This window comes from Nostoc sp. PCC 9305 (assembly GCF_963920915.1).
Classification (GTDB): Bacteria; Cyanobacteriota; Cyanobacteriia; order Cyanobacteriales; family Nostocaceae; genus Nostoc.
Map to the genome: position 1 here is coordinate 1 of NZ_CAWUDN010000286.1, position 307 is coordinate 307.

Annotated in this window: 1 protein-coding gene; it reads right to left on the reverse strand. The window is 51.5% G+C overall.

Annotation, left to right across the window (positions count from 1 at the left end):
- A partial coding sequence (locus tag ACM0OX_RS35800; protein WP_414519966.1) for a WD40 repeat domain-containing protein occupies window positions 1-307 on the reverse strand: 307 nt, incomplete at both ends.

Consider the following 307-nt stretch of genomic DNA (forward strand, 5'->3'; position numbering starts at 1 on the left):
GTTTGATCGTCTTGTCATCACTACCAGAAGCCAGTGTCTTGCCATCGGGGCTGAAGGCTACGCTTAAGACCGAACTGCTATGCCCAGTCAAGGTTTTGATCGCTTTGCCTGTGCTGACATCCCAGAGTTTGATCGTCTTGTCATCACTACCAGAAGCCAGTGTCTTGCCATCGGGGCTGAAGGCTACGCTTAAGACCGAACTGCTATGCCCAGTCAAGGTTTTGATCGCTTTGCCTGTGCTGACATCCCAGAGTTTGATCGTCTTGTCATCACTACCAGAAGCCAGTGTCTTGCCATCGGGGCTGAA